General features: G+C 71.2%; 21 protein-coding genes. 19 read left to right on the top strand and 2 right to left on the bottom strand.

The annotated features are described in order from the left end of the window. The first annotated feature begins 133 nt into the window (after nucleotides 1-133). The 18 genes from ACFV9H_RS35895 to ACFV9H_RS35810 all read left to right on the top strand — a co-directional run bounded on the left by ACFV9H_RS35895 (nucleotide 134) and on the right by ACFV9H_RS35810 (nucleotide 11,035). Complete coding sequence (locus tag ACFV9H_RS35895) at nucleotides 134-2,440, top strand: FtsK/SpoIIIE domain-containing protein (protein ID WP_385406898.1); 2,307 nt, start codon at nucleotides 134-136, stop codon at nucleotides 2,438-2,440. Between the two features lie 247 nt (nucleotides 2,441-2,687). Continuing rightward, nucleotides 2,688-2,879 (top strand): hypothetical protein, encoded by a 192-nt coding sequence (locus ACFV9H_RS35890; protein ID WP_385406895.1) that lies wholly within the window; start codon nucleotides 2,688-2,690, stop codon nucleotides 2,877-2,879. A 10-nt stretch (nucleotides 2,880-2,889) separates the two neighbouring features. Continuing rightward, complete coding sequence (locus ACFV9H_RS35885) at nucleotides 2,890-3,597, top strand: hypothetical protein (RefSeq protein WP_385406893.1); 708 nt, start codon at nucleotides 2,890-2,892, stop codon at nucleotides 3,595-3,597. 11 nt (nucleotides 3,598-3,608) lie between these two features. Beyond that, on the top strand, nucleotides 3,609-3,800 hold the full coding sequence (locus ACFV9H_RS35880; protein WP_331717679.1) for a hypothetical protein: 192 nt from the start codon (nucleotides 3,609-3,611) through the stop codon (nucleotides 3,798-3,800). A 442-nt stretch (nucleotides 3,801-4,242) separates the two neighbouring features. Then, a complete protein-coding gene (locus ACFV9H_RS35875) occupies nucleotides 4,243-5,067 on the top strand; it encodes a DUF4097 family beta strand repeat-containing protein (RefSeq protein WP_385406890.1) in 825 nt (274 codons plus the stop codon). Between the two features lie 103 nt (nucleotides 5,068-5,170). Then, nucleotides 5,171-5,554: a hypothetical protein gene (locus tag ACFV9H_RS35870; RefSeq protein ID WP_385406888.1), complete on the top strand. Its 384-nt coding sequence runs from the start codon at nucleotides 5,171-5,173 to the stop codon at nucleotides 5,552-5,554. Between the two features lie 120 nt (nucleotides 5,555-5,674). Continuing rightward, nucleotides 5,675-5,920, top strand: coding sequence for a hypothetical protein (locus tag ACFV9H_RS35865; RefSeq protein WP_331717676.1), 246 nt, complete (start codon nucleotides 5,675-5,677; stop codon nucleotides 5,918-5,920). Between the two features lie 57 nt (nucleotides 5,921-5,977). Further along, nucleotides 5,978-6,481, top strand: coding sequence for a hypothetical protein (locus ACFV9H_RS35860; RefSeq protein WP_385406886.1), 504 nt, complete (start codon nucleotides 5,978-5,980; stop codon nucleotides 6,479-6,481). 56 nt (nucleotides 6,482-6,537) lie between these two features. Then, entirely contained in the window at nucleotides 6,538-6,708 is a 171-nt protein-coding gene (locus ACFV9H_RS35855; protein ID WP_385406884.1) for a pRL2-8, read from the top strand. Nucleotides 6,709-6,725: 17 nt separating this feature from the next. After that, nucleotides 6,726-7,370, top strand: a complete 645-nt coding sequence (locus ACFV9H_RS35850; protein WP_385406883.1) for a DUF6919 domain-containing protein — start codon at nucleotides 6,726-6,728, stop codon at nucleotides 7,368-7,370. A 222-nt stretch (nucleotides 7,371-7,592) separates the two neighbouring features. Further along, on the top strand, nucleotides 7,593-7,772 hold the full coding sequence (locus tag ACFV9H_RS35845) for a hypothetical protein (protein ID WP_385406881.1): 180 nt from the start codon (nucleotides 7,593-7,595) through the stop codon (nucleotides 7,770-7,772). Between the two features lie 45 nt (nucleotides 7,773-7,817). Further along, a complete protein-coding gene (locus tag ACFV9H_RS35840; protein ID WP_385406879.1) occupies nucleotides 7,818-8,291 on the top strand; it encodes a transcriptional regulator in 474 nt (157 codons plus the stop codon). A 139-nt stretch (nucleotides 8,292-8,430) separates the two neighbouring features. After that, entirely contained in the window at nucleotides 8,431-8,916 is a 486-nt protein-coding gene (locus ACFV9H_RS35835; protein ID WP_385406876.1) for a hypothetical protein, read from the top strand. 23 nt (nucleotides 8,917-8,939) lie between these two features. Further along, nucleotides 8,940-9,287 carry a hypothetical protein gene (locus ACFV9H_RS35830; protein ID WP_331717669.1) on the top strand — a complete coding sequence of 116 codons (348 nt, stop codon included), beginning with the start codon at nucleotides 8,940-8,942 and terminating at the stop codon, nucleotides 9,285-9,287. Nucleotides 9,288-9,329: 42 nt separating this feature from the next. Continuing rightward, on the top strand, nucleotides 9,330-9,758 hold the full coding sequence (locus ACFV9H_RS35825) for an NUDIX domain-containing protein (protein ID WP_385406873.1): 429 nt from the start codon (nucleotides 9,330-9,332) through the stop codon (nucleotides 9,756-9,758). Between the two features lie 35 nt (nucleotides 9,759-9,793). Beyond that, on the top strand, nucleotides 9,794-10,183 hold the full coding sequence (locus ACFV9H_RS35820; protein WP_385406870.1) for a hypothetical protein: 390 nt from the start codon (nucleotides 9,794-9,796) through the stop codon (nucleotides 10,181-10,183). A gap of 89 nt (nucleotides 10,184-10,272) precedes the next feature. Further along, nucleotides 10,273-10,614, top strand: coding sequence for a hypothetical protein (locus tag ACFV9H_RS35815; RefSeq protein ID WP_385406867.1), 342 nt, complete (start codon nucleotides 10,273-10,275; stop codon nucleotides 10,612-10,614). 124 nt (nucleotides 10,615-10,738) lie between these two features. Continuing rightward, entirely contained in the window at nucleotides 10,739-11,035 is a 297-nt protein-coding gene (locus tag ACFV9H_RS35810; RefSeq protein WP_385406865.1) for a hypothetical protein, read from the top strand. Between the two features lie 438 nt (nucleotides 11,036-11,473). Here the strand turns inward: ACFV9H_RS35810 and ACFV9H_RS35805 are convergent, their stop codons facing one another. After that, nucleotides 11,474-12,001: a peptidylprolyl isomerase gene (locus ACFV9H_RS35805; RefSeq protein ID WP_385406862.1), complete on the bottom strand. Its 528-nt coding sequence runs from the start codon at nucleotides 11,999-12,001 to the stop codon at nucleotides 11,474-11,476. A 1,051-nt stretch (nucleotides 12,002-13,052) separates the two neighbouring features. Between ACFV9H_RS35805 and mobF the strand changes: the two genes are divergently transcribed. Beyond that, nucleotides 13,053-17,195 carry a MobF family relaxase gene (gene mobF, locus ACFV9H_RS35800; RefSeq protein WP_385406859.1) on the top strand — a complete coding sequence of 1,381 codons (4,143 nt, stop codon included), beginning with the start codon at nucleotides 13,053-13,055 and terminating at the stop codon, nucleotides 17,193-17,195. A 27-nt stretch (nucleotides 17,196-17,222) separates the two neighbouring features. On the opposite strand, the gene ACFV9H_RS35795 is transcribed toward mobF, so the two are convergent. Continuing rightward, nucleotides 17,223-17,405: a hypothetical protein gene (locus ACFV9H_RS35795; protein ID WP_385406856.1), complete on the bottom strand. Its 183-nt coding sequence runs from the start codon at nucleotides 17,403-17,405 to the stop codon at nucleotides 17,223-17,225. Between the last annotated feature and the right edge of the window lie 51 nt (nucleotides 17,406-17,456).

The raw sequence follows: 17,456 nt of genomic DNA, 5'->3' as shown, positions 1-17,456 counted from the left end.
GTCTCGTCCCCTGCACGTCCTGCGCGGACGGCCCTGCGGCCGCCGCGTGACTCCCCCCCGAAAGCGCGGGGCTCGGCGCCTCCCTCTCACAGTCGCCGCCGGGCCCCGCTCCTCCCGAAGGAGAAGAACCAGGATGTCCCACACGCCCACAACCCCGGTACCGGACCCCCAGGTCGCGACCGTCACCTACCTGCCCACCGTGCGGCCGGCCACGGCGGCTGCCGCCCCCGGAGCTGCCCCCGCTTTGGGTGGCTCCACCTCGGCGCCCACCGAGCTCGACCTGGTCGAGGCGGCCAAGCGGATCCTCGCCGAGCACATGGGCACGGACACCGTCGTCGCCTCCGAGGTCATGAAGACCCCGGTAGACCTCGACGCGTTCGACCCCGAGCGCCCGCTCATCCCGGCTTGGGCGCGTTCGGCCGAGGGCTGGGCGGCCTACAGCGGCCAGCGCTACCGGGCCTCGCAGCGGGCGTTCCGCCGCTGGGTCCGTCGCCAGCGCACGGTCAACGGCCACGTCGCGCAGTTCCGCCGGGGCCGGGTCAGGATGCACGACTGGGTGATCGGCTTCGAGGGTGTCCAGACCCAGGCCACCGCCCACCAGGCCGTCATCGCGACGAAGGAGGCCCGCGCGGCTGCCCGTGCGGCCCGTTGGACACCGGCGCTGATGAAGCAGAAGAAGACGGCCGCGCTGCAGGCGATGGACCGGGCCCAGACGGTGGCGACGCAGGCCGTGGCCGCGCACAAGAAGGCGAAGTCCTACCGGCGCAAGGCGCGTGCGATGCGGGCCGGAGCCGTCTACGGTCCGCCGGCCACGGCGATGGTCACCGGCTACGCGACGACCGGGCTTCTCGGCCTGACCGGCGCGGCACTGGCGACCTTCGGCGGTGGAGCGTTCGCCGGACGCCACCAGCTGGAGACCGAGACCGACTGGTCGCAGGACTGGAGGTCGCTCGGCGACGGCGACACCATGAACGCCCCGATGCTCGACTCCGTCTTCCAGGCCGCGAAGGTGATCGCGTCCGAGGAGACCCTCCGGATCGTGCAGATGCCGATGCTGGATGCCCGCGGGGCCTGGTCGGCGATCGTCGACCTGCCGCCGGGCGTCCCGGCGAAGAAGGCACTGCGCGCCCAGGAGGAGATCGCCTCGGCGTTCGGCGTGGAGGCCGCGCAGGTCACGCTGTCCAAGGGCGCCCGCGCCGGGCGGATCGAGCTGTACGTCTCGAAGGACATCCCGTTCACCGAGAAGGGCGTCCCCGGCCCGCTCCTCGCGCTGGAGGCCGCCTCGAACTTCTGGGGCCGGATCTCGATCGGCCCCGACGTACGCGGACTGCCGATCTCAATCTCGGTCGTCGAGCGCTCGGGCCTGATCGGGGGCGAGCCCGGCGCGGGCAAGTCCGGGTCGGGCAACACCATCCTGCTCGCGGCGGCCCTCGACCCGCGGGTCATTCTCTGGCTCGCCGACGGAAAGGGCGGTGGCGACCTCGACCCCTTCAAGAACCTGTGCGAGGAATACGAGGGCGACGCCGACCCGGAGGCGTTCTACGGAATGCTGCTGGCCGCACTCGCGGACATGAAGGCCCGCTACGCGCTGCTCAAGAAGCTGGGAAAGCGCAAGGTCACAGAGGAATTGGCAGCGAAGTACGAGCTGCTGCGCCAGAAGCTCCTGTGGGTTGACGAGCTGATGCTCTACACGACCGACGAGGAGTGGGGCAAGAAGATCACCAAGGCCCTGCGGAACCTCGTCAGCAGGGGTCGCGCAGCAGGCATCATCACCTTCTGCGCGACCCAGAAGCCGGGCTCCGACGTGGTCGACACCTCGCTGCGCGACCTGCTCTCCATCCGGTGGGCGCTGCGCTGCACCACCCCAGAGGCGTCCGACACGATCCTCGGCCGCGGCGCGGCTGCCGCCGGCTACTCCGCCAAGACGATCGAGTCGGAGATGCGGGGCGCCGGCTACCTGTGGGCCGAGGGCCAGAACCCGGTGATGGTCCGCGCCGACTACTACGACGACGACCAGGTCACCGAACTCCTCAGCCGGGCCTACGACCTGCGGGCCAAGGCCGGAACCCTGCCCCAGGGCCAGAAGTCGCTCGGCACGCTGCTGCGCGAGAAGGGCGAGCCGGACGCCCAGATCCTCGCGGTGCTGGCCGACGTGTTCGACGGGTATGAGCAGGCGGCCAAGGCCCAGGCCGAGGCCGAGGGCAAGAGCGCCGAGGAGGTCGAGAACACCACCCTCGACTGGCTCCCCGGCTCGGTGCTGATCGACGCGCTCACGGCCGCCGGGCTCACCATCACCGCCGAGAAGCTCGGCGCCCTGGTGGCCCGCACCGACGAGGAGAAGAAGAAGCGGGCCTGGCCCGGCAGCTCCAGCAACATCGCGGGCTACACCTTCGAGGCGGTCACCCGCGTGGCGAAGGCGAAGTACGGCCTGACCGCCTGATCCGGGCCCCAGAGACCCGGAATCGACCCGGACAACCACCCGGTATGTCCCGGATTGCCCCCGGATTCGAGGGGGGCCGACCCGGACGGCGGGGCCGGGACCCGGACGTGGGACGTCCGGGTCGAGGCCCCCGCCGTCCGGGACACCCAAAGCCCTGACCTGCACAGACGCCGACCCGTCCGGGCTCGATCCGGGTCGGTGACCTCCCCCAAACCGTGACAGACACGACAGACGGAGGACGACCCTGATGGGCGTCAGATACGTGGTGAGCGAGCCCGATCCGCCTACCTGGTGGGCGAAGAACAAGGCCGCGGTCTACGCGGTGCTCGGCCTGGCGGCCGGCTTCTACCTCGCCGGGGGCGGAGGCGGGGACGCCCAGCCCGCACCGGGGCCGGCGCCTGGACCGACCGTCAGCACCACCCCGACCGCGACCCGCTGAGGAGGCCCCGATGTTCGACCACTCCCCCGACCTCGAACTCCACGGCATCGCGTACGTCGACGGGGCCCCGCTGGAGTGCGGGCACTGCGGCAACGCGATCGGCCTCCACGTCCACAAGCGCGGCCCGCGCGAGGTCTGGCCCGCCTGGATCACCTGCGGCTCCTGCGGGCGCGGCGACGACTCGGCGACGGTCACCAACGGCCTGGTCGACGCCGTGCTCGCCGCGCGGACCGGCCGCCAGAAGGCGGAGGACAGGGACCTGTTCACCGCCGAGTGGCGCGAGGTCGTCATGACCGGCGAGCTTCGCCCGACCCTGGTGATGGACGACCTGGTCACCGTCGCCGAGGCTCTGCGCGACGAGGTTGAGAAGGACGTCGGCCGCTGGTGGGGCGGGAAGAAGAAGGCGGCGAAGGCGAAGGTGGCCGAGGCCAAGGCCACCGCGAAGGGCGCGGTCAAGGACGCGGCGAGCGACGCCGCGACGGCCGCGAAGGGCGCGGCGAAGAACGCGAAGAACGCCACGGCGGCCGCCGTGCTCACCACGGCCTGGCAGTTGCAGACCCAGGGCGCCGGCCCCGCCAAGATGCCGAAGGCCAAGCGGTGCACGGTCAAGGGCTGCCGCGGCGGCATGGTCACCCTGGCCACCCGGCTCCACTCCCCCACCGGCAAGAGCGCCGAGGTCAAGATCCCGTGCGGCACCTGCCACCGCACCGGCCGCTGAGGAGGAACCCCGTGATCACCATCTCCACCCTCGTCGTCCTGGTCCTGCTCGTCGCCGGGCTCCTCTGGAAGGCGGGCCTGCCCTGGTACATGGCACTGCCGTGCGTGCTGCTCGGGCTGTTGCTGGCCGACACCCCCGTCGGCCCGATGCTCCACCAGCTCCTCGACACCGCCGCCGGCGCGGCCAGCAACATACGAGTCTGACCCGGCCGCGGTGGCCCGCCCCGAGCAGCCCTCGCCCCGTTTGGGTGGCCCACAGCGAAGCAGGCCCGCAGCGCTCACCCAGCCCCGGATTACCACCGGGGCGCGGGTGAGGAGCGGAAGGCCGCGGGCCGCGCCCGGCGCCGGACGGGAGGCCGCCCAGCGGCCGAGCGGCCGGTGACGGTGAACGCGCGGCCCGCAAGGGACCCGCACCCGGGGGTGCCGGGCGCGGACGCGCCCGTCCGCTAGACCGCCCCCTCCCGCAGGGACCCGCCGAGGCCCTTCGCACCAAATTTTTCGGCCCCTGACCAGCAGAAACACAGAAACGCAGACTCCGAGTCTGCTAAGCCCCTAGACATGCAGACTTGGAGTCTGCATCATTGAATTACCGCAAGCGAGAACGCAAGCGGAAATGACAGCGGTATCGCTGACGAAGGAGAACGCAGTGACCGAGCAGACCTACGCCGCCTCGACCACCGGCCTCGTGAACGTCTACGTCACCAGCCACATGGGCCAGGTCCGGGTGATCACGGACCAGCGGATCACCAAGGCCGTGATCGAGATCAGCACCACCGCGACCGAGGGCCGCATCGCCCAGGCCGTCGAGGGCGCGACGATCCGCCAGAACGGCGACCAGATCGAGGTCCGGGTCCCGAAGATCGAGGGGGCGTTCGGCGGGGGCGGCAGCACCACGATGATCGTGGGCGGCTCCAGCTTCACCTTCTCTGGCTCCGGCGCCGGGGTACAGATGATCAACGGGGACATCTTCATGGGTGGCCAGCAGATCGTCTCCAACGGCCGCGTCGTCGCCGCTGAGGGAACCGTCGTGGGCGGGGCCGCCGGAACCGGCGAGATCATCGTGACGCTGCGGCTCCCCGAGATGTCCTCGGTCAAGGTCACGACCACCTCCGCCGACGTGATCACCGAGGGCGCCGCCCTCCAGGTCCTCGACGTCGACAGCCAGTCCGGCGACGTCAGGGCCGACTCCGTCCGCGAGCTGCGGGTCAAGACGATGTCGGGCGACGTCGAGGCCACCCGGGTCGACTGCGAGGTCAACGTCGGCACGATGTCCGGCGACATCGAGATCGGCGCCTACAACGGCAGCTGCTTCTGGGCGAACACGATGTCCGGCGACATCGACGCCAGCGTCACCCCGGCCGCGACCGGGCGGATGGACCTCAAGTCCATGTCCGGCGACGTCAGCACCCGGGGCGCGGGCCACCTGAACCCGAGCTGCAGCACGATGTCCGGCCGCGTCCGCAACCGCTGACTCCGCCCCGGGGCGGCCGTCATCCCGGCCAAGGTCCGCCGGCCCCCCCGGGCCCGATCCGCAAGCGATACCGCCAGCAGAAACGCAAGCAGAGGAGACAGCAATGAAGAAGCCCAACCGCCTCCTGACCTTCATCAACGGCCTGCTCGGCCTGGCCTGGGCCTACGAGTCCGCCGAGGAGGTACGCGAGGTCATCGCCGAGCAGTGCTTCAACACCCTCGCGGACCGAGCCGACACCCACACCCGGGGCGCAGACAAGCTGACCGACAGCTACGGCTTCCAGCCCGGCCTGGTCACCCTGCACGACGAGCTCCATGACACCTGGCACTACCTCGTCGCGCTGAAGGCCCGCGCAAGCTCCCTCGGATACGGCACGCTCGCCGAGGCCCTGGGCGACGCTGCTGAGTCCAACCGCGACATCCTCCAGGCGGTGGCCACCGCCGCCGAGAGCACCATCCCCACCCCGGCGATCCCCGCGAGTAAGTAGCGGCGCCCCGTGGCGGCCGTCATCCCGGCCAAGGTCCGCCGACCGCCACGGGCCCGATCCCGCTCCGAAACCGCAGCGGGGGGAGCCCACATAGTCCCTCGACACGAACCGGAGCACCCAATGACCCCCCGACCGACCGACGAGACCAGAGCAGCAGGCCGCACCCGGATCGCTGACCTGAAGAAGGCCCGCGACCTCGCCCACGAGGAAGCGGAGAAGGCCAAGACGGCCGCCGACGAGCAGATGTGGAAGGACATCGCCGCCGAACTCGACGGCGGCGAGGTCCTCCAGCGCGACGTCGCCGAAGCCACCGGGTTCAGCCGCGACCACGTCCTGAAGCGCACCAAGCAGTACCGCGCGACCTGACAGGTCGGCCCCCGGGCACCGCGCCCGGGGGCCGGCCCCGACCCGAGAGGGCAGACCGTGAACACCGACGACCGGACCCCCAGCACCCCGATGAGCGAGACCGAGGCCGACGCCCGCGCCCGCCAGCTCATCGCCGAGGCGTACACGCCGACGGCGTACCGCGACGACTCCCCCGTCCCTGCCTACGGCCAGGCCGAGCCCGTCGCGCAACCCGGACGGCCGCCGATGTCCCAGAGGGCCACGGACATCAGCGCCCTGATGCTCTCCGGCAGCGTCGCCGCCCTGTCCGTCGGCGGCGCCACCTCGCTCGTCCTCTACGTGCTCGGCACGGTCGACCCGGCCACCCTCGCCATCGGCGCGGCCGGGCCCGTCGCCCTGGTCCTCGCCGTCGGCTCCCTCGTGAAGTCCGTCGGGCGCGCCAAGACCGCCATGCACACCGAGCACCACCACCACTACAACGGCCCGGTCCGCCAGAAGAACACCACCGTGGCCAACACGACCACCACCAAGGCCGTGTTCGCCCGGACCAACCTCAACGGCACCCCGGGCTCCAAGCACTGAGCGCCCTTCCACCCGACGAACGCCAGAGCCCGAACCACATGACGAGGGAGAACACGATGGCGAACGACACGGCCCTGAACCCGCCGAAGGGCCAGTGCCGCCAGTGCTGGTACCACGCCTACGCCTCGCGGGAGGCCCACAAGCACCTCAAGCCGCGGGAAGACTGCCCGGCCTGCGTCTCGCACATGGGCAGCCGCTGCCCCGACAGCATGATCGTGAAGGGCTGATCATGAGGCTTCCCTGGATGCGCTGCTCAGACCGCCGGGCCTGGAAGTCGGCCCGCACCCTGGCCGACCTCGGCCGGCGGACCGCCGACTGGCTGGAGGGCCGACTCGCCTCCCAGCCCGGCTACATGCCGAACTGCGGCCCCGACGAGGAGACCGCCGAACTGGTCCCCTCCCTCGCCGCCCTGAACCGGGCCGGACTCATGACCACCTGCTCCCAGCCCGGCCTCGCCGAGATCGGCTACGACGGCGCGTGGTGGACCCAGCACGCCGCCGTCGAGGGCTACCTCACCGATCGCGCCCTGTTCCAGCAGATCCTCGACGCCGCCGAGGCCCTCGGCCATCTCGTCGTCGTGGACGACCCGCACACCGGCCGCCGCGACGAGGTGGTCGTGGTCACCCACCGGGACGGCGAGCCGTACACGGCCTTCGGCGCCCGCCCCGGCCCCCGCGACATGCACGCCCTCTACGGTGTCCTGCACCCCGAGGCCCGCCGCGAACTGGACGGCGCCATCCACCTTGCCGTCATCGCGCCGTACTACGGCCCCGCCTCCCACAGGGCCCTATGGCGGTCCCTCGACCAGGTCACCGGACTCGAACCCCCGGATGCCGACGAGGACCAGGACGACCAGGTCGACGGCCCCCCGCCCCGCATCTCGACCTGAGACCCGGATCACGCCCGCAGCGCACTCGCCGGGCGGACAGCACCACCAAGTCCGGGCCAATCTGAGCCCGTGACCAGCGGACATCCCGCTACGCAGACTCGGAGTCTGCGAACCCCTAGACATGCAGACTCCGACTCTGCATCATTGAGTTATCGCAAGCGGAAACGCCAGCGAAAACGCAAGCGGTTGCGCTGGCGTTTCCGTCCCACAGAGGAGAACGAGATGTTCACCGGAACCCCCGAGCAGCTCCGCCAGCGCGAGGAGAAGGCCGGCCAGCTCGCCGAGCAGGTCGCCGAACTCCTCAACCAGATCGACGCGCTCGGCATCGGCACCGGCAACGGCCAGCTCCACACCCCCGGCGGCCAGATCCGCCAGAGCACGAACGGCTGGACCGTCCAGTAGGACCCGCTCCGCCCACCACCCGAATCCCGAGACCAGGAGCCGACCATGACCGACGCCGCCACCTTCGCCGCCGTCTTCGCCGCCTTATACGTCGCCCACTCCGTCGGCGACCACTGGGTCCAGACCTCGCACCAGGCCGCCGAGAAGGGCCTCCCCGGCTGGCGGGGCCGCATCGCCGACGCCCGCCACGTCCTCACCCTGACCCTCACCAAGGGCGCCCTGCTCGCCCTGGCCGTGGTCGTACTGGACCTGCCGGTGACCGCGCTCGGCCTGGTGGCCGGCCTCGGCATCGACGCCGCCAGTCACTGGTGGGCGGACCGCCGGTCCACCCTCGCCTGGCTCGCCAAGGTCACCGGTAAGGCCGAGTTCGCCAGCCTCGGCACCGGCGCCCACCCGGCCGCCCCCGTCACCGCCAAGGGAACCCCGGCCGCACACCTGGGCACCGGCGCGTACGCCCTCGACCAGTCCTTCCACCACCTGTTCCTGTTCGTCGCCGCCCTGCTGATCGCCGCTCTCTGACCCACCAGCACCGATCGGAGAACCCGCCATGCCCCAGGAACTCAGGGACTTCCTCCTCGTCCTGCTCGCCGTGCTCGCCGTCCCCGTCATCGCCTTCCTGCTCATCGGCCGCTGAACCAGAAACCACGGAGGAACACCAATGGACCGGACCCCGAAGCTGACGCTCGACCAGGAGCTGCAGGCGGCCGTCGCCATCATCCGAGTCGGCCTCGACCGCCTCCAGGACGCCGCGTGCCGCACCGCCGAACCGGCCCCGCACGCCGCCGCCCTGCGCGCCATCTACAACGTCCGCGCCGAGGACGAGGGAATCCTCGCCGCTGTCAGCCGGGTCATCGGCACCATCTCCCAGTCCCTCACCGAGGTCGACGACGACCGGATCGACGACATCACGGAGAAGCTCGACGAGGCCGAGGCGTACGTGCTCAGCTCCGCCGGCGAACGCATCGGCCAGGCGCTGGAGATCCTCGGTGAGCTCATCCCGGCCTGCGAGGAGTGCGGACAGCACCGCGACGACGTCGAGGTCATGCCCGACCCGTTCTCCACCGCGCTCTACCCGGAGGCCAGCGACCACCGCCAGATGCCGCTCTGCCCGCCCTGCGCCGTCAAGCGCTTCGAGGACAGCTGACCCGCCGACCCGAAGGGATTCCCATGACCACCTGCGTCATCACCTCCCACGGCGGCGACTTCTTCGGGCACGACCGCCACCTGACCAAGTCGCTGACCTCCCTGGCCGACTACGCCCGCGGCTGCCTCCCCGCCGACGAGCGGGAACCGCTCGTGAAGCTGCTCGCGGCCCAGCAGCTGACCGAGGTCGGCACCGAGCAGACCATCCCGGCCGCCGACGCTGGGCAGTTCGCCGGACAGCTCCGCAGGATCGCCCGCCACCGCTACCTGCGCTCCACGAAGCTGGCCGAAGCCGCCACCCTCCTGGCCAACGCCGCCGGCCGCGCCGCCGCCGACGGCCAGCCCTGGACCTGGCGCACCGAAGCCGCCTGAACCCGCCCCGAACACCGCGCACCTCACCCACGGAGCTGAGAAATGACCGAGACCGCCGAGACCATCCGCTACACCGCCGACGTGGTGGCCATGACCCCCGACGGCCGCGTACTGCTCATCGAGCGGGACTGGCCGCCGTACGAGGGGACATGGGCCCTGCCCGGCGGCCACGTCGACGAGGGCGAGACCAGCCGGTCCGCCGCCGTTCGAGAACTGGCCGAGGAAACCGGCGTCCAGGTCGACGTGGACCAGCTGCGGCAGATCGGCGTCTGGGACGAGCCCGGCCGCGACCCGCGCGGCCGCTACGTCACGGCCGTCTACCTCGCCGTCGTCCCCGCCGGGACCCCGATCGTCGCCGGGGACGACGCGCGGACCGCCCGCTGGTGGTCCGTCGCCGACCTGCCGCGGCTGGCGTTCGACCACGACAGCATCCTCGCCCAGGTGCTGGCCACCGCGACGTCGTCGAGCTGACCCGGACCCTCCCGCAGTCGAAGGAGAGCACGCCCATGATCCGCATCATCAGCTTCGGCTACGGCCACGGTGAACCGCCGGTCGCGGAGTTCACGTACGACGTCCGGGGCAGCCTGCGAAACCCGTTCCACGACCCCGCGCTCAAGGAGCTGACGGGCCTCGACCAGCCGGTCTACGAGCACCTGCTGGCGACACCGGGCGCCGAACTCTGGGCCTTCAACGCGGCGACCAGCGCCGCCGCCATCATGCAGGTCACCGGAGCCACCGACTTCACCATCGCGTTCGGGTGCGTCGGGGGCCGGCACCGCAGCGTCGGCCTGGCCCGCCGGACCTATGAACTGCTCACCATGACCGGCCAGGAGGCCGTCATCGAGCACCGCGACATCGACCGGCCGCTCCTCCCGCCGGGCATGCACTCCCGCTGAACCGGCCCGCCGTGTCATACCGACCCGCCAAGATGAAACCCGGGGCCGCCGTCGAGACGGCCCCGGCCCGTACCGGAGGAAGCGCACTGATGACCGACAAGACCCCCGTCTCCGTCACCGACACCGCCGCCGAGGCGATCCGCGACCTGAACCACCTGACCACTGATCTTCAGTACCCCGGCGACGCCTACAGCACCGTCGCCAACCTCTCGGCACTGGCGATGCGGCTCCCGCAGGCGCTGGAGCAGATCGCCGCCTTCCTCAAGGGGCTGGAAGAGCAGGGGCGCCTGCGCAGCGACAAGGACACCCTGGACGAGGACCTGGCCGCGACGTACCAGGGCCTGAACGTCGCCGGGGGCGCCGCGCGCATGCTGTACGACGCGCTCGACCAGGCGCACCAGGGTCTCGGCCCCGTCGCCTACAAGGACTGACTGCCTGTTTGTGAGGCTGCCATGACAAGCACTGTGGTGCTGGCCCGACAGCTCACCGCTTAGATCCGCAAATCACCAGTAGGGCAGGCGTGACCAATCGCATCGGTCAGTTGTTGTGCCGAACGTGAAAATCACCTTGCGCGCACTCGCCGCCACTGCGCTCGCATGCGCCTCCCTGTCCCTGGCCGGAGCTGCCCACGCCGCCGACGACCCGAGCCCCGTGAAGTTCATCGGGGGCAACCTGCAGGTCTCCGGCGACGCGATCAAGGCCCGCTGCCTCAGCAAGGACATTTCAGGTGAGGACAAGGGCAGCCCAGAAGAGGGGAAGAAGCCCCTCAAGGAAGAGAAGTGCCCCCCGCTGGCGCTAGCCGGCACCGCAGGAGGGGCGCTCGGCCAAGACGAGGAGGGGGAGGAGGAGTAGACGAGTCCCGGCATCTCCTGCCTGTTTCTGATCCTCCGGCCGAGGCCTCTCGCTACCCTTGGAGACAAGGCCCTCCAGGCCGCATTCGCGGCCGTCAACGCCACCCCTCGGTCGAGTTCACCACGTTGAACTCGACCTCGGTCACTCGGGCCATCCGTGCCCCAGAAGTTCCGTTCGCGGAACCGTCACCGTGACCGTTCTCCGAACGGGTCAGTCTCGCCCTGTACTTCCACTTCTGCCGCTGACCTGCACGTGTCCCGTCTCCCGTCTCGTTGTCGCTGTCTCAGGTTCTGTTGCCACGTCTGTCGGTCAACGACAACGCCACCTGAGACTGATGGGAGGATCTGGCGCCGGCCAGGTCCCCCGTGCCTGTTGATCCGGGCGGTCCAGGCCTGCGTTGTTGGCTTCAGCGGCAGCACTGCAGGCGGCGGCTGAGGTCTAGCTGCGCTCGATGGTGACCTTCGCGACCACGACGTCTGCGAGCGGGCGGTCACCCTTGCCGGTTTCGACCAGGGCGATGGCGTCAACGATGTCGCGCGACTCCTGGTCGGCGACTTCGCCGAAGATCGTGTGCCTGAAATCGTGCGAGGGCAGGGCGCCGAGCGTGATGATGAACCGCGAGCCGTTGGTGTTCGGGCCGGAGTTGGCCATCGCCAGCAGGTATGGCCGGGTGAACTTGAGCTTCGGGGGAAACTCGTCGGCGAACTTGTAGCCTGGGCCGCCTTGTCCGGTACCCGTCGGGTCTCCGCCTTGGATCGTGTGGCCGCTCTTCACCTGGTGGAAGATCGTCCCGTTGTAGAAGGGCCCGGTCGTCCCGCCCTCGCCGTTGGGTTCGCTGTACTCCTTGGTTCCCTCCGCGAGGCCCACGAAGTTCTCCACCGTCTTGGGTGCCTGGTCTGGGAACAAGGTCAGTCGGATGTCGCCCTGAGTGGTGTGCAGGGTCGCGGAAATCTTGCTGCCGGCCATGGTCGTTCCTCCGTAGCTGGTCGACGCTTGATCATCGGGGACAAGCTGTCCAGGCCAGGACTATCGGTGCGCCGGGCTGTGGGCAACGATCGAGTGCTCCGGCGTCGCGCGTCCACCCATCCGAGTGACCCGGAAGTCAAGACCAGCCTCAGCGTTAGCCGGTGCACGACTGCCGATCAGAGCTGGACTCGCCGCAACCTGAATCTCGGTTGCCGTACATGCCTCACAGGCCTGATGTCGTCCAGAAACCCTGGACAGCCGGAGCGTCAGCCTGGGCCAACGCCTCGTTCCTGAACCGACGCCACCGGCAGCCGAAGGTGAGACAGGGGCGTCGATTTGCGTCTGAACCGCAACGAGAAGCGAGACGGGTCCGGCGGCGAGTCTCACGGCCGGTTGTATCTACCCAGCTCAGGCGCGACGCCACCGGCAAAGATCAAATGCGACAGGACAGCACGGACGGGGATCAGAAACAGGCAGTGACCCCGACCCCAGCTCCACCCGCGAAGAGACCCCCGGCAGGCAGCGCCGGGGGTCTCTTCGCGTGCGAGCGTACGTGGTCGCATCCGCCGGCGGACGCGGTGGCCGCCCGCGCCGGTGAACGTCACCGCGAGCACAGTGGCTGAGACCGGGAGTGGTGCGGAGTACTGCACCGCGGGCCGGACTTCGGCCGTCGGCATCGCTTGGGCACACCTTCTGTGGCCGAGGTCCAAGACCACAGAGTGTGATCATAGTCAGCCGCCGATGCGTGGCCCGTTGCTCCTTCGTGGCCAGCCCCGTTGGACCGTGCAGGCACTGAACCTCCGGACCGTTCAGCCACTAGGCACTCCGGCTGTTCAGTGACTGCACGGTCCAGCTTCCCGTGTGACGGGAGGCTGTTTGGTCAACCGGGGATCCGCCTCTACCGTGGATCTACCCCGGCTCAGACCAAGATCAAAAACAGGGGATGGACAAAGGGGGTTCCCCTGGCGGGGAACCCCGGCGCGGCCGGGAACTGCAGCAACAGCACAAGCGCACAAGGCGCATGGGGAGATCGGGGGCGCCGGTGGCGTGGGTGACGGAGATCAGCGAGGACGAGCAGGTCGACTACCGGCTGCGGCGGCACGCCGGATGCGGTGTGGTCGACAGCGCCGGGCACGAGGTGGCGGCCGAGGCCGACGATCTGGATCCGGCGGTGGGTTACCGTCTGCGACCGGAGGCCGATGGGGTCCTGGTGTGGATGGGGGCCGGGCTGGAGGACGTCGGGCTCGCCGAGGGCCAGGTCCTGGACCCCGAGGGGGAGGAGGCGGCCCGTCACCTGATGAGGGGCTGCCACCCAAAGACGGGGGCCCGCCTCTCGGGTTCCGCCACGTCCGTCCGCGCGCACGAGAAGGCCACGGTCACCGTTGCGCCGCTCCTGAAGGAGATCGAGGCCGCCGCCGCCGAGGCCGGGGTGGAGCCCGCCGCCCTTCTGGAGGGCAAGGCCAAGCAGCAGCGCCTGCTGGCCACCCAGCAGCGGATGGTCAACCGGCGCGGCGAGGCCCACCGGCTCCACATCGAGACCCTCCACAAGCTCGCCCGCGCCGCCGGCCTCGACCTCGCCGAGATCTACCCCGCCGCCGAACTGGCGACCGCGTGGGAGAACAAGGACCTGCGCACGGACAGCAGGGTCCGCGGCTGGGACATCGTGCTGGACCTCCCCAAGAGCGACAGCGTCCTCGCGGGGCTGATGAGCGAGGTGGACGAGGCCGACTACCGGCGTCTGGTCCACCAGGCCAAGACCGACACCTTCCGGCAGCTGGAGCGGTGGATCGGGTACGCGGTCGGCAGCGAGGACGGCCAGCCGGTACGGCTGGCGACCGGCGGTCTGCTCGGGTGGTCCGTCGAGCACCGCTCCGCCCGCCCGATGGGCGACGGCGCCCCCGGCGACCCGCACCTGCACCTGCACGTCGTCGTCGCCAACATGGCGAAGTGCGCCGACGGGAAGTGGCGCTCGATCGGGAACAGCGGCAGCGACCTCTACCGCCACGCCTCGGCGGCCGACGCCTACTTCAAGGCGCGGGTGCGGGCGCTGGCACACGAGCGGTTCGGCGTGCGCCGCACCCAGTCCGCCACGACCGGGGCGTGGGAGGTCGACGGCATCCCCGAGCCGGTGCGAGACCTGTTCTCCCGGCGCGCGGCCATGGTCGACGCCACCGCCGGCGAGGACGCCACGCTGGAGGACAAGCTGCGGGTCTCGGCGGAGACCCGCCGGGCCAAGCACTCCGCCGACGCGGGCGGGATGAGGACCTCCTGGCGCGAGCGTGCCGAGGGCCGGGGCGTGGACGTGGACGCGATGGTGGCCGCGGCCGCGCCCGGCAGGCCCGGCCCGGACGGCGGGGCCGGCACCGGCTTCGGCGGCCCCGGCGGTCCGCAGCTTCCGCCGCCCGCCGACCTCGCCGCGATCGTCTTCGACTCCGAGACCGGGGTGACGGCGAGCAAGAAGGCGTTCACCCGGGCCGAGCTCCTGGCCGCCGTCGGCAACGCCCTGCCGTACGGGATCGGCGACGACCCGGCCGCCCTGGAGCGCCTGGCCGACGACGTGCTGCGCGTCGAGGGGTACGCGGTGGCCCTGCCGCACGTCGGCTCCACCGTCATGAGCAGCACCGACCGGTACACCACCGCCGACGTCCTGGCCGCCGAGGAGACCGCGATCGAGCAGGCCACCGCCCGCTACGGCGACGGCTCCGTCCGGCTGACCGCCGCCCAGGCCGAGGCCGCCATGAGCGTCTTCTCCGTGGCGGCCGGGTTCGAGCTGTCCGCCCAGCAGCGGCAGGTCGTCACACGCCTGCTGACCGCCGGGCACGGCGTCGAGGCCGTCATCGGCGTGGCCGGCGCGGGCAAGTCCACGTTGATGGACGCGTGCCGGATCGGGTGGGACGCCACCGGCAAGACGTACGCGGGCGCGTGCCTGTCCGCCGTCGGCGCCAAGGGCCTTGAGGACGCCTCCGCGATCCCGTCGCGCACGGTCGCGTCCTGGCTGCAGCAGATCGAGAGCGGCCGGGGTCTGACCGGGGTCGACGTCCTGGTCCTGGACGAGGCCGTGATGACCGACGACCGGTCCGCCGCCAAGCTCCTCGCCGAGGCCGCCCGCACCGGCACGAAGCTCGTCGCGATCGGCGACCCCAAGCAGCTCCAGGCCATCGGGATCGGCGGCTGGTTCCGTGAGGTCCACCGGCTGGTGGACGGCGAGGTCCTCACCGAGAACCGGCGCCAGGAGCACGAGGCGGAGCGGGCCGCGCTGGAGGTGTGGCGGACCGGCGACCACCAGCGGGCGCTGGAGATGCTCGCCGCCGGCGGACGGGTCCATGCCGTCGCGACCGCCGACGAGGCGCGCTCCGAGATGCTGATGGCGTGGGACGAGCTGCGCCGGGTCTGGCCCGACGAGCAGGACCTGGTGGAGAACCTGGTGGTCCTCGCCGCCCGAAACGTGGACGTCGACGCGCTCAACTCCGGCGCCCAGCAGATCCGGAGGGCCGCCGGCGAACTCGGCGCCGAGCAGACCTACGCCCTGCCGGGCGGGGGCTCCCTCAGCCTCGCCGAGGGCGACCTGGTCCGCGTCCGCGTCAACGACTACCGGAGCCGCCGCGGCGAAGGCCCCGACGTCCTCAACGGGTACCGCGCGGTGGTGACCGCGATCCGCGAGGACCGGCACGTCGAGATCACCTGGCGGACCAAGGACCGGAATCCCGACGGCAGCGTCCGGACCGAGTCGGCGTGGATGCGGCCGGACGACATCGGCGCCGGCGCCCTGTCCCTCGGCTACGCGATGACCGTGGCCGCCTCCCAGGGCCTGACCTGCCACACCAGCCTGCTGTACGGGCACGGGGCGAACGCCTTCGCCACCTACCCGGGCATCACCCGCGCCCGGCACGCCAACCACCTCTGGCTGCCCCTGGAGGTCATCGAGGACCAGCGCACCCAGCAGCTGCTCGGGGCCGCCCGCTCCGAGACCGAGCAGCTGCACCGCGCGGTCTCCGCGTTCGCCCGCTTCCTGGGGCAGTCCCAGCCCGACGGCATGGTCTCCGACGAACTGCGGCCCGCCCCGGAGCCCGTGGCAGTGCCGCACCAGGTCGAGGCCGAGCAGGCCCGGGCCCGCGAAAGCGTCGAGGCCTCCCTCCAAGAAGCCCGGCGGGTGGTGTCCGCGCGAGCGGCCCGGATGAAGTCGACCACCACCAGCGGCTCGACCGAGAACTCCCGGCGCCGCCACGCCGAGAAGCAGGCCCGCCTCCAGCAGCACCAGGAGCCGGCCCTCGGAGAGCCCCAGGAGCCCGGCGAGCCGGACGTCCCGGACTGGAAGGTCCGGCCGTACGGCAGCCGTACCGACACGGCACTCGCCGACGACATCGTCTACTTCCTCAAGCAGGTGGAGGCGTACGAGAAGAAGGCGGCCGCGGCCCGCGCGGACCACCAGGTCCTGGCCGAGCGGATGGAGCAGGAGCGAGCCGCCGGAGCCAGCCGCGGGCAGCATTGGGCACGCGAGGCCGGAGTCGTCCTCGACCAGGCCGTCGGACACCTGACGACGGCCTTCGAGGAAGCGGGCCGGGCACGGGTGGCCGACGCGCAGGCCAAGCAGGCCCGGGAGGTGATCCTGCCGGACATCGCCAAGCAACTGCAGTCGTCTCGGCTCGCGCTGCGGCTGGCCGGCAGCAGCAGGAAGGAAGTTCAGCAGCTGCACGAGCACTACCTCGGTCAGGCCATCGGCGGCGAGGACGAGCAGGCCCGCGCACGGCGGGCCAGCGACGACGCCCGCCTGGCCGCCTGGGAGTCGGTGAAGTCCAGCCCGTACGCCGAGGCCCTCGGCGCGACCGGACACGCTCCGGCCCTGGACGTCCTCGCGCAGCGGCTGGCCGACATGCGCCAGCAGCGGGTGCCGGAGCAGGCCCAAGCCAAGGACGCACTCGACGAGCGGAAGCTGGGCGAGCACCACGGCGTCGCCCAGGCCGCCATGCAGGAGGCCACCAACTGGCGTGGCCACGCGGCTCTGGCACAGGCCGAGCAGCAGCGGCGCCGGATCCTCGCCGAGACGCACCCCGACTTCCACAAGGCCGAAGCCGCGGCACGGGTCTTCCGCGCGCGCCTGGCCGAAGCCCAGCAACAGCAGCAGAAGCGGCAGGCGCCGGCGCGGGCCGCAGCACCTGCGCAGACACCGCAGCGGAAGGGACCCAGGCTGCGGTGATAGCCCAGTTCGGCCCCTGACCGGATCTCAGGTCCGGGGGCCGGCCCCCAGTGTCCGCCGAGCCGTTGTACCGGCCTCGGTCCGTGGCAGGAGCGGCTGAGTGTCCTCGGCGGCCCGCTCGGCTGCCGTGCGGCCCCGCACGGTGCGCGGCTCCTGGTCCTCGACGACGGGATCCGGTCCTTGCCCGAGCGGGCGGCGCATGGTGCTCACCGCCAAAGTCTCGCAGGCCAGCAGGGGTTTCAAATTTCGGCCCTGGAACGC

It is taken from the genome of Streptomyces sp. NPDC059874 (genome assembly GCF_042731135.1).
Lineage (GTDB): Bacteria > Actinomycetota > Actinomycetes > Streptomycetales > Streptomycetaceae > Streptomyces.
Note: the sequence above shows the minus strand (reverse complement) of the source record. Positions and strands in the feature narration are given on the sequence as shown.

Excerpts from the sequence above, each read along its gene's own strand:
- ACFV9H_RS35870 (WP_385406888.1), top strand. The coding sequence starts at position 5,171 with ATGAAGAAGCCCAACCGCCTCCTGACCTTCATCAACGGCCTGCTCGGC.
- ACFV9H_RS35865 (WP_331717676.1), top strand. The coding sequence starts at position 5,675 with ATGACCCCCCGACCGACCGACGAGACCAGAGCAGCAGGCCGCACCCGG.
- ACFV9H_RS35820 (WP_385406870.1), top strand. The coding sequence starts at position 9,794 with ATGATCCGCATCATCAGCTTCGGCTACGGCCACGGTGAACCGCCGGTC.
- ACFV9H_RS35845 (WP_385406881.1), top strand. The coding sequence starts at position 7,593 with ATGTTCACCGGAACCCCCGAGCAGCTCCGCCAGCGCGAGGAGAAGGCC.
- ACFV9H_RS35890 (WP_385406895.1), top strand. The coding sequence starts at position 2,688 with ATGGGCGTCAGATACGTGGTGAGCGAGCCCGATCCGCCTACCTGGTGG.
- ACFV9H_RS35855 (WP_385406884.1), top strand. The coding sequence starts at position 6,538 with ATGGCGAACGACACGGCCCTGAACCCGCCGAAGGGCCAGTGCCGCCAG.
- ACFV9H_RS35840 (WP_385406879.1), top strand. The coding sequence starts at position 7,818 with ATGACCGACGCCGCCACCTTCGCCGCCGTCTTCGCCGCCTTATACGTC.
- ACFV9H_RS35805 (WP_385406862.1), bottom strand. The coding sequence starts at position 12,001 with ATGGCCGGCAGCAAGATTTCCGCGACCCTGCACACCACTCAGGGCGAC.
- ACFV9H_RS35815 (WP_385406867.1), top strand. The coding sequence starts at position 10,273 with ATGACCGACAAGACCCCCGTCTCCGTCACCGACACCGCCGCCGAGGCG.
- ACFV9H_RS35885 (WP_385406893.1), top strand. The coding sequence starts at position 2,890 with ATGTTCGACCACTCCCCCGACCTCGAACTCCACGGCATCGCGTACGTC.
- ACFV9H_RS35835 (WP_385406876.1), top strand. The coding sequence starts at position 8,431 with ATGGACCGGACCCCGAAGCTGACGCTCGACCAGGAGCTGCAGGCGGCC.
- ACFV9H_RS35895 (WP_385406898.1), top strand. The coding sequence starts at position 134 with ATGTCCCACACGCCCACAACCCCGGTACCGGACCCCCAGGTCGCGACC.
- ACFV9H_RS35850 (WP_385406883.1), top strand. The coding sequence starts at position 6,726 with ATGCGCTGCTCAGACCGCCGGGCCTGGAAGTCGGCCCGCACCCTGGCC.
- ACFV9H_RS35830 (WP_331717669.1), top strand. The coding sequence starts at position 8,940 with ATGACCACCTGCGTCATCACCTCCCACGGCGGCGACTTCTTCGGGCAC.
- ACFV9H_RS35825 (WP_385406873.1), top strand. The coding sequence starts at position 9,330 with ATGACCGAGACCGCCGAGACCATCCGCTACACCGCCGACGTGGTGGCC.